At 34.8% G+C, this 8,799-nt stretch carries 7 protein-coding genes; 2 read left to right on the plus strand and 5 right to left on the minus strand.

Features of this window, described 5'->3' with window-relative positions:
* Positions 1-29: 29 nt before the first annotated feature.
* Together Q0F04_RS10805 and Q0F04_RS10810 are read left to right on the plus strand one after the other, a co-directional pair.
* Positions 30-281, plus strand: a complete 252-nt coding sequence (locus tag Q0F04_RS10805; RefSeq protein WP_295753200.1) for a hypothetical protein — start codon at positions 30-32, stop codon at positions 279-281.
* 203 nt (positions 282-484) lie between these two features.
* Positions 485-1,858 (plus strand): polysaccharide deacetylase, encoded by a 1,374-nt coding sequence (locus tag Q0F04_RS10810; RefSeq protein ID WP_295753201.1) that lies wholly within the window; start codon positions 485-487, stop codon positions 1,856-1,858.
* Positions 1,859-1,907: 49 nt separating this feature from the next.
* Here the strand turns inward: Q0F04_RS10810 and Q0F04_RS10815 are convergent, their stop codons facing one another.
* From Q0F04_RS10815 to uvrA, 5 genes are all read right to left on the minus strand, one after another.
* Positions 1,908-2,399 (minus strand): PocR ligand-binding domain-containing protein, encoded by a 492-nt coding sequence (locus Q0F04_RS10815; protein WP_295753204.1) that lies wholly within the window; start codon positions 2,397-2,399, stop codon positions 1,908-1,910.
* A 134-nt stretch (positions 2,400-2,533) separates the two neighbouring features.
* Positions 2,534-3,448, minus strand: a complete 915-nt coding sequence (gene trxB / locus Q0F04_RS10820) for a thioredoxin-disulfide reductase (RefSeq protein WP_295753206.1) — start codon at positions 3,446-3,448, stop codon at positions 2,534-2,536.
* Positions 3,424-4,881 (minus strand): prolipoprotein diacylglyceryl transferase, encoded by a 1,458-nt coding sequence (gene lgt, locus Q0F04_RS10825; RefSeq protein WP_295753208.1) that lies wholly within the window; start codon positions 4,879-4,881, stop codon positions 3,424-3,426. Before lgt ends, trxB begins: the two co-directional genes overlap by 25 nt.
* Entirely contained in the window at positions 4,859-5,821 is a 963-nt protein-coding gene (gene hprK / locus Q0F04_RS10830; protein ID WP_295753210.1) for an HPr(Ser) kinase/phosphatase, read from the minus strand. The genes lgt and hprK overlap by 23 nt, the downstream gene beginning before the upstream one ends.
* Positions 5,799-8,648: an excinuclease ABC subunit UvrA gene (gene uvrA, locus Q0F04_RS10835; RefSeq protein ID WP_295753211.1), complete on the minus strand. Its 2,850-nt coding sequence runs from the start codon at positions 8,646-8,648 to the stop codon at positions 5,799-5,801. Before uvrA ends, hprK begins: the two co-directional genes overlap by 23 nt.
* Positions 8,649-8,799: the final 151 nt, after the last annotated feature.

Below are 8,799 nucleotides of genomic sequence, written 5' to 3' on the forward strand. Positions count from 1 at the left end.
TACATATAATCCATTGGAGGACAAAAGAAATGACAGAACATACAGAAAAAGATGTATTGATGAAATGTACAAAATGCGGTTACGAAGAAGAAGTACCTAGATGGTTGATTGATGAATTATTTCCAAATGAACCTGAAGAAAAATATATGATGCACTGCCCTGAATGCGATCATAAAATGATTGTAAAAAATAATTCAACAACAAAATACAAATCCAAAATATTGGCTATTACGATAGCCCTTTTTGTCGTTCCCTACAATTTATTTTTTGTGATATTCTAGAAGTTTTTCACATTTTAAATTTCCTTGTTCCGAAGCCAAAATCTTGATATATAAAAATTTATGAGTAACTACAACAAGAAAAAAGAACCATAATCTTTAGAACAATTCCTTATATTTCATGTATAATAGATATAGAGTTTAAAAGGGGATAATTATGTTAAGGGAATTTTATTATTTATACAAAAAAAAGAAGAGGGTCAACTATGACAAATAAAAGAAGGAAAGATACTTTTGGGAATAGTTTGATCGCTTTTTTATTTATTTGCATGCTGTTTTTGTTGGGGTATGCTTTTAAAAATCCAATATTATTATATTCTACGAATCCAGAAGTAGAAATCAATCATGAGTATGATCCAAAGACAAACATTCAACAAGTCTTTTATCATTCGGATTCTAGTGTTCAAATTTCAAGTAATATCGACACTAAAAAAGTGGGTAACTATACAGTAACTTATCAATTAAAAAACTATAAAAAAACGTGTACAATTTCAGTAAAAGATACTAAGGCTCCAAAACTAAAGGTTAAAGCTTATAAAACAGATTTAAAAGAAGATATAAAGCCAAAATCTTTTGTAGAAAGTGTTGAAGATGATTCAAAAGTAACCTTATCTTTTAAAAATAAAGTAACTAAAGATGAAAAACAAACAGTGACTATCGTAGCTAAAGATGCATATGGAAATTACACAACGAAGGATGCGACACTTACATTAAAAAAAGATACTGAAAAACCTGTTATCAGCACAGATAAAATTAGTGTCTATACAGATTCAAAGCCGAACTATAAATCTTATATTGAAGTCAAAGATAATTTAGATTCAAATCCAAAAATCAAAATTGATTCTTCAAAAGTTAAGACCAAAAAAGAAGGCACTTATAAATTAACTGTTACGGCAACGGATCGGTCTGGAAATAAAACTAAGAAAAAGATTAATGTCGTTGTTGAGGAACCTACAAAAGTTGTTTATCTAACATTTGATGATGGTCCAAGTGAAAATACGGATAAAGTATTAAAGATATTAAAAAAGTATGATGCGAAAGCTACATTCTTTGTGACTGGAAACAATCAAAAATATAATGATTCCATTCGAAAAGCAGAAAAACAAGGTAATACAATTGCACTTCATACATATACGCATGATTATGCAACGGTATACTCGTCTACAGAAGCATATTTTAATGATTTACAACAAATTAGTGATATGGTTAAACAAATCACAGGAAAAGCTCCAAAATATATTCGTTTCCCTGGTGGTTCTAGCAATATGGTTTCTGCCAACTACTCTCAGGGTATTATGTCAAAACTAGATAGTATGGTACATGAAAGAGGCTATGAATACTTTGACTGGAACTGCTCTAGTGGGGATGCCGCTTCAAACAGCGTACCTGCTCAAACGATTGTGGATAACTCAACAAATTGTAACTACGATCAAATTATGTTGTTATTCCACGATTCAAGTCCTAAAACTTCTACAGTTGAAGCTTTGCCAGCCATCATTGAAAACTATAGAAGTCGTGGTTATGTATTTAAAGCAATCAGTGATGATACTCCAATATTCCATCATGGAGTCAATAACTAAGTCAGCAAATTGCTGGCTTTTTTTGTATGTAGAAAAAAAATCGAAGGAATTAACCTTCGATTACGGCTTTGTAGTACTTTAATAGATCTTGCATCAATTCGATACTTTCTTCTACCTGAGCTTCATTCATCACAACCACTTTTGTGTAGTTATGTAAAAGTATGGGTCTAGAAACATTATATGTTTCAGCCAAATGTTTGACCCAATCTTCTGCTTCTAAGCCTTGCTGTTTTGTGATAACTCCTTCTGATACAATTACCCCTTTTACATCTGCAAGAGCTACAGGAACACTCCATTTAACAAGTCCTGCATGACATGCATACTTTTGTGGTTTGTTCGATTTTAAAGCTGCTGTATAGTTTTCAAATGTACATTCATCACATTGACGTAATGCAGATGAACTTGTTTTTAAGCATTTACAAAAAAAGTTTTTCTCTTTTGCACTACTAATTTCTGTCTCGTCTTGCACGAAATAGCATCTTAATCCAGTAATATGGTAATACGCATCCATTACCTTTTTGATTGCTTCTTCAGGCAACATAATATAACACCTCAAATCCTTTTCTTATCTTAATTAAATCACTTTCAGTGACTGATTTCAAGCATATTGTAAGCCGTTTCAAATGCTTTTTTTGTAAATTAAAACCAGATGTTTCCACCTGGCTTCTTGGATTATTAAATTCCTTTTATTTTATGAAATGCATGCTGCGCTGCAATGGCACCATCATTACATGCCGTAATAACCTGTCTTAAATTTTTGTCAATGACATCGCCTGCTGCATAAATTCCTGGAATTTTTGTTTGACGATCATCATCTACTAAGACGTATCCTCGTTCGTTCAATACACCTAAATCTTGTACACAATCCGTATTTGGATCTTGTCCAACATAAGGGAAGATGCCTGAACATTCAATAACTTGTTTTTCATGAGTATCCACATTTTCAAGTTCAATACCGGATACTTTTCCTTCTAAACTTAGAATTTGAACAGGAATATGCTTTTTAATGACATGAATCTTCGCATTCTCTTCAATTTGTTTTTGAATATGTTCCTCGGCTCTAAATACGTCTCTACGAATCACAATCGTAACACTGCGCGCAAGCCCGGCAAGATAAATAGATTCTTCTAACGCAGAGTTTCCTCCACCAATCACTACAACATCTTTATCTCTAAAAAATGCACCGTCGCAAACTGCACAAAAAGAAACACCATGTCCTAGATTTTCATTTTCACCAGGAATATTCAATAAACGTTCCTTTGTTCCTGTCGCAAGAATGATAGCCTCACCCTTCACAACATTTCCATCACTCAAATATACATTTTTATCTTTATCGATTTTATTAACTTCACCATACGCGTACTCAGCTTGAAAAGATGTTGCCTGTTCAAACATATCCATTGCCAACTGTGTACCTTCAATATTTTTTATACCTGGATAATTACTGATTTTATTTGTCTTGATCAATTTTCCACCAGGCGCTCCATTTTCTAATATCAAAGTTTTAAGTCCTGCTCTTGAACCATATAATGCTGCGCTTAAACCAGCAGGGCCGGCGCCAACTATTACCAAATCGTATTGTCGCTCCATATGCGATCCTCCTTACATAATGGTACTAACTGCATTAAATCATCGATGACCTTACATGGATGTGCTTTTTCTAAGGCTTCACGTTGTTTTTCATCTACACTAAACCCCACAGAATAGGCAGCCATATTTTTTGCGGCTACAATATCCGCAACATTATCACCAACATAAATACAATCGTCATGACTAGTATGTAATAAGTTGCATGCTTCAATCAAGCCAGATGCACTTGGCTTAGGTTCAGGTAAATTTTCTTTTCCCAATACAACCTCGAAATAACCATCTAAACCAGCTTGTTTAAGACCTCTTTTCACAACTTCAATACGCTTATTTGATACTACCGCACACTGTATATTTTCTTCTTTTAACCCCTCTAGCATTTCCTTGGCATGAGGCACTTCCTTTAATAGATCTTTATGCAAAGCCTTATTGATTACTTGATAACGATCAATAATACTTTGTACCTGATCTTCTGGGAAATACTTTGAGAAAGTTACTTCTAGCGTTGGTCCAAAGAATGAATATAATTCTTCATTTGATAATTCATAGTCGGGTTTTAATTCTTTAAAAACTCTTCTAAAGGTTTCAAAAACCAATTGTTGTGAATCAATCAATGTTCCATCCAAATCAAACAAAACAACCGGTTTCTTTTTCCAGTGAAATGCTTTATGAAATACACCCATTAAGCCAAGACAACCAACAACCATTAAGGCTAAAGATACAAGTTGAGCTGTACGAAGGCCAAGTACCATTAAAGAATCTGTTCGCAAGCCTTCAATCACAAAACGCGTAATTCCATACCATACCATATACATAAATCCACAATCACCGCGTCTTTTGCACCAATACTTACGGAAAATAAATGTAATAAACAAGAATCCTAATAGATTACATACACTTTCAAATAAGAAAGTTGGCATACGATAGGCTCCATCAATAAACATTTGATTTTTAATAAATGCTGGATAGTGAGTATAAAAACTCTCAGATACAATACCACCATAGGCTTCTTGGTTCATAAAGTTTCCCCAACGGCCAAAGGCTTGTGCCAATAACACTGTTGGCATAATCAAATCAAACATTCTAAGAAATGAAATTTTACGTTTTTTAAAGAAATATAAACTGAATATAAATCCTGCAATCAATCCACCATGAATGGCCAAGCCACCGTTCCAAATGGCTACAATTTCATTTAGGTGTGAAGAATAATAATTCCATTCAAAAATGACATACCATGCTCGAGCTCCTAGAATTCCAATAAACAACATAGGAACTACATAATCATCTAGAACTTCAGGTGCATATCCCCATTTTTTCATTGTTCTTTGACATAGTAAATATGCACATAAGGCGCCTGTTAAAATTAAAACGGCATACCAAGCAATTTCTAAAGATCCAAAAGAAACAAATATTCTAGTGTTTGGAAACAGATGCATCGAATTCCTCCTTCTTATTCTCAGAGATTTGTGCTAACACTCGCTCTTCAAATTCTTTAGCTGAATCTAAGCCATCTTTCAACAATAAGAAGTTTGTCACAGCTGTTTCAATCACAGACGACATCGGACGTCCTTGAGAAACTGGAATCGTCATCTTTAAAATTTTGATTCCTAAAATCTCATTGTATTCTTTTTCTTCAATTCCAACTCGATCGTATTCATAAGAATCATTAAATGGTTCTAAATCAATTTGAAATTCTATTTGTGTTTCATGGGCAATGGCTCCTACTCCATACATACGAGAAATATTGATAATTCCAACACCTCTAAGTTCCATGAACCCTTCTAACATAGGTGTCGTTCTTCCTATCAATTCATCGTGTATTTTGTAACAATCAATACGATCATCACCAACTAATTGGTGGCCTCGTTTGATAAGTTCCAAGGCAATTTCACTTTTTCCCATGCCACTTCTACCTGTAATCAATACACCAACACCAAATACACGCACTAACTCTCCATGAATGACTACAGATTCTGCAAGACATTCATCCAAATAGTTTGTGATACTAACAATTGCGTGAGATGTTTGATGTTCTGTTTTAAATACAGGGAAGTTTTTACGCTCGGCTATTTCCTTTAAAACAGGAGGACATGCATGTCCATGTGCAACCACAATACATGGTGTATTGTCTCCTGTTAAAAATTCAAAAGAACGACGTTGAGATATTTCGTCCATCTGCTCTTCGATATATCCTATTTCTTTATCCCCAAGCACGACAAGACGTTTTGTTTGTGTATCCGGAAAATATCCGGCTAATTCTAATCCTGGACGATTTGTATCAGCCAAAGTTAATGGACGATTTAATGAGTCTGAATCTCCAGTCACGATAGTCCACATGAATTTTTTAGCTAGATCACGAACAATTACTTTTGCCATGGTCTCCTCCTTTTTCTAACATTGGTTTTAAATATTGACCTGTATAACTCTCTTTACATGCAGCGACCTTTTCTGGAGTTCCCGTACAAATCACAGTACCTCCTCCTTGTCCACCTTCAGGTCCCATATCTATAATTTGATCTGCACATTTGATCACATCCAAATTGTGCTCTATTACTAATACTGTATCACCATGTTCTACTAGGCGTTGTAGAACTTCAATCAATTTCTTTACATCATCACTATGCAAGCCTGTAGTTGGTTCATCAAGCACAAATAATGTTTTCCCTGTTGCCTTCTTTTGAAGTTCACTTGCTAGTTTAACACGTTGTGCTTCACCACCTGATAAAGTTGTAGCACTTTGACCTAACTTGATATAAGAAAGTCCTACATCGTTTAGTGTTTGTAGTTTATGTTTGATTTTTGAAACATTGCTGAAGAATTCCAATGCTTCTTCAACTGTCATATCCAATACATCCGCTATTGTCTTACCTTTATAATGGACTTGTAATGTTTCTTCATTATAACGTTTTCCACCACATTGATCACAAGGTACATAAACATCTGGTAAAAAGTGCATAGAAATACGTAAGATTCCATCCCCTTGACAAGCTTCACAACGGCCACCTTTCACATTGAACGAAAAGCGTCCCTTGTCATAGCCTAACATTTTAGCTTCTTTTGTCTGCGCAAATAAATCACGAATATCATCAAATACACCTGTATATGTGGCTGGATTTGAACGTGGTGTTCTACCGATTGGATCTTGCCCAATTTCTACAATTTTATCAATGTTTTCAATTCCTTGAATTTCTTTGCAGGCACCCGGCTTAATTCTTAATCGTCCTAGCGCATGTTGTAAACCATGTGTTAATACTTCCGTAACTAATGAAGATTTTCCACTGCCTGAAACCCCTGTGACGACAGTAAATGTACCTAGTTTAATTGTAACATTCACATTTTTTAAGTTATTCTGGCTAGCTTTCACAATCTTTAATTTCTTGCCATTACCTTTGCGACGCGTTTCAGGTACTTCAATTCTTTTACGTCCACTTAAATAAGCTCCCGTAATTGAGTTTTCATTCTGCATAATTTCTTCTGGAGTTCCAGCTGCAACGATTTGTCCGCCATGCACACCGGCTCCAGGTCCTACATCCACAATATAGTCACTTGCTCGCATTGTGTCTTCATCATGTTCGACCACAATCAATGTGTTACCTAAATCACGCATATCTTTTAACGCACCAATCAAACGGTCATTGTCTCTTTGGTGTAAACCAATACTTGGTTCATCCAAAACATACATAACACCTGTTAAGCGGGATCCAATTTGTGTAGCCAAACGAATACGTTGTGCTTCTCCACCTGATAAAGTGGATGCTAATCGGTCTAGGGTTAAGTAACTAAGACCGACATGATTTAGAAATGAAAGACGATTCTTAATTTCTTTAACTACAAGCTCTGCAATCTTAGCTTGTGTTGGCGTTAATTCTAGATGGTCCATAAAATCTATAGCTTCACTAATACTCATTTGTGTCCATTCATAAATGTTTTTTCCACCCACAAGTACTGATAATGCCTGTTTATTTAACCGTGCACCATGACATTTTGGACATTGCGCATCTGCCAAAAATGAGCCATACCACTCTCGCGACATCGTTGAAGTAGTTTCCATGTATCTACGTTCAATCATAGGGCAAACACCTTCAATGTATTCTAATTTCGTTGAGACGATTCCCGAACGAGAATTCAATTGATATGCGATTGGTACATCTGAACCATATAATAAATAGTTAAGCTTCTTCTTAGGTAAATCTTTGAGAGGAGTATCCATGTCTATTTCATAATATTTAATAAGCGCATGAATCCTTTGCCATTCAAGATTTTCTGTATTTACAATATTTTTATAATAATGAATGCCACCTTGGGCAATTGATTTTGTATCATCCGGTATCAATAAAGATAGATCTACTTTTTGTGTAATACCTAGTCCTTTGCATTCTGGACAAGCTCCAAATGGAGCATTAAATGAAAATAATTTTGGTTCTAGTTTCGGTACAGAAAAACCACAAACTTTACATGCATAATTGCTTGAAAATAAAGTTTCAGATTCGTTCGTTAATAAAATGGCTAAACCATCACTTAATTTTAGTGCCGTTTCTAAAGAATCATGAAAACGTGAACGATCATCACTCTTTACAATTCGATCGACAACAACATCAATTGAATGTTTCTTGTTTTTGTCTAAAGGTTCAAGTTCTTCGAGATACTTGATTTCACCATCGATACGAACTCGAATATATCCTTCTTTCATTAAGTTTTCTAATAAATCTTTATGTGTTCCTTTTTTTCCCTGAATAACAGGACTTAAAATTGTACATCTTGTTTTATCAGGAAGTTCCATGATTTTATCAATCATTTCTTTGATAGTATTTCCAGTAATCGGAATATGGTGATCAGGACAATAAGGTACGCCTATACGTGCATATAATAAACGTAAATAATCATAAATTTCGGTAACTGTTCCTACAGTAGATCGTGGATTGTTAGATGTTGTCTTTTGATCGATTGCGATAGCTGGTGATAATCCATCAATTTGATCAACATCTGGTTTTTCGCTATTACCAAGAAATTGTCTGGCATAAGCAGATAGAGATTCCATATATCGACGTTGTCCTTCAGCATAGATGGTATCGAAGGCTAGAGAAGTTTTTCCACTTCCAGAAACGCCTGTCATAATGACTAATTTATCTTTAGGTATTTTTAAACTTACATTTTTAAGGTTGTTTTCACGAGCGCCTTGTATTGTTATATACTTTTGGTCCATAATAAACCTCCTATGCACTTTATTATACCATAAACATTTGTTCATGATATGTGAAATAATGTGCAAGAAAAGGCAAAAAAAAGGACCCGGCAGCTAGCTATCTTCGCAGGGGCAAGCCCAACTATTGTCGCCGTGAAAGTGCTTAACTTCT

Origin of the sequence: uncultured Holdemanella sp. (assembly GCF_934772795.1) — a bacterium.
Lineage (GTDB): Bacteria > Bacillota_I > Bacilli_A > Erysipelotrichales > Erysipelotrichaceae > Holdemanella.

Bases quoted from the DNA above. Each gene is read 5' to 3' on its own strand.
- lgt (WP_295753208.1), bottom strand. From the start codon at position 4,881: ATGCATCTGTTTCCAAACACTAGAATATTTGTTTCTTTTGGATCTTTA.
- uvrA (WP_295753211.1), bottom strand. From the start codon at position 8,648: ATGGACCAAAAGTATATAACAATACAAGGCGCTCGTGAAAACAACCTT.
- Q0F04_RS10805 (WP_295753200.1), top strand. From the start codon at position 30: ATGACAGAACATACAGAAAAAGATGTATTGATGAAATGTACAAAATGC.
- Q0F04_RS10815 (WP_295753204.1), bottom strand. From the start codon at position 2,399: ATGTTGCCTGAAGAAGCAATCAAAAAGGTAATGGATGCGTATTACCAT.
- Q0F04_RS10810 (WP_295753201.1), top strand. From the start codon at position 485: ATGACAAATAAAAGAAGGAAAGATACTTTTGGGAATAGTTTGATCGCT.
- trxB (WP_295753206.1), bottom strand. From the start codon at position 3,448: ATGGAGCGACAATACGATTTGGTAATAGTTGGCGCCGGCCCTGCTGGT.
- hprK (WP_295753210.1), bottom strand. From the start codon at position 5,821: ATGGCAAAAGTAATTGTTCGTGATCTAGCTAAAAAATTCATGTGGACT.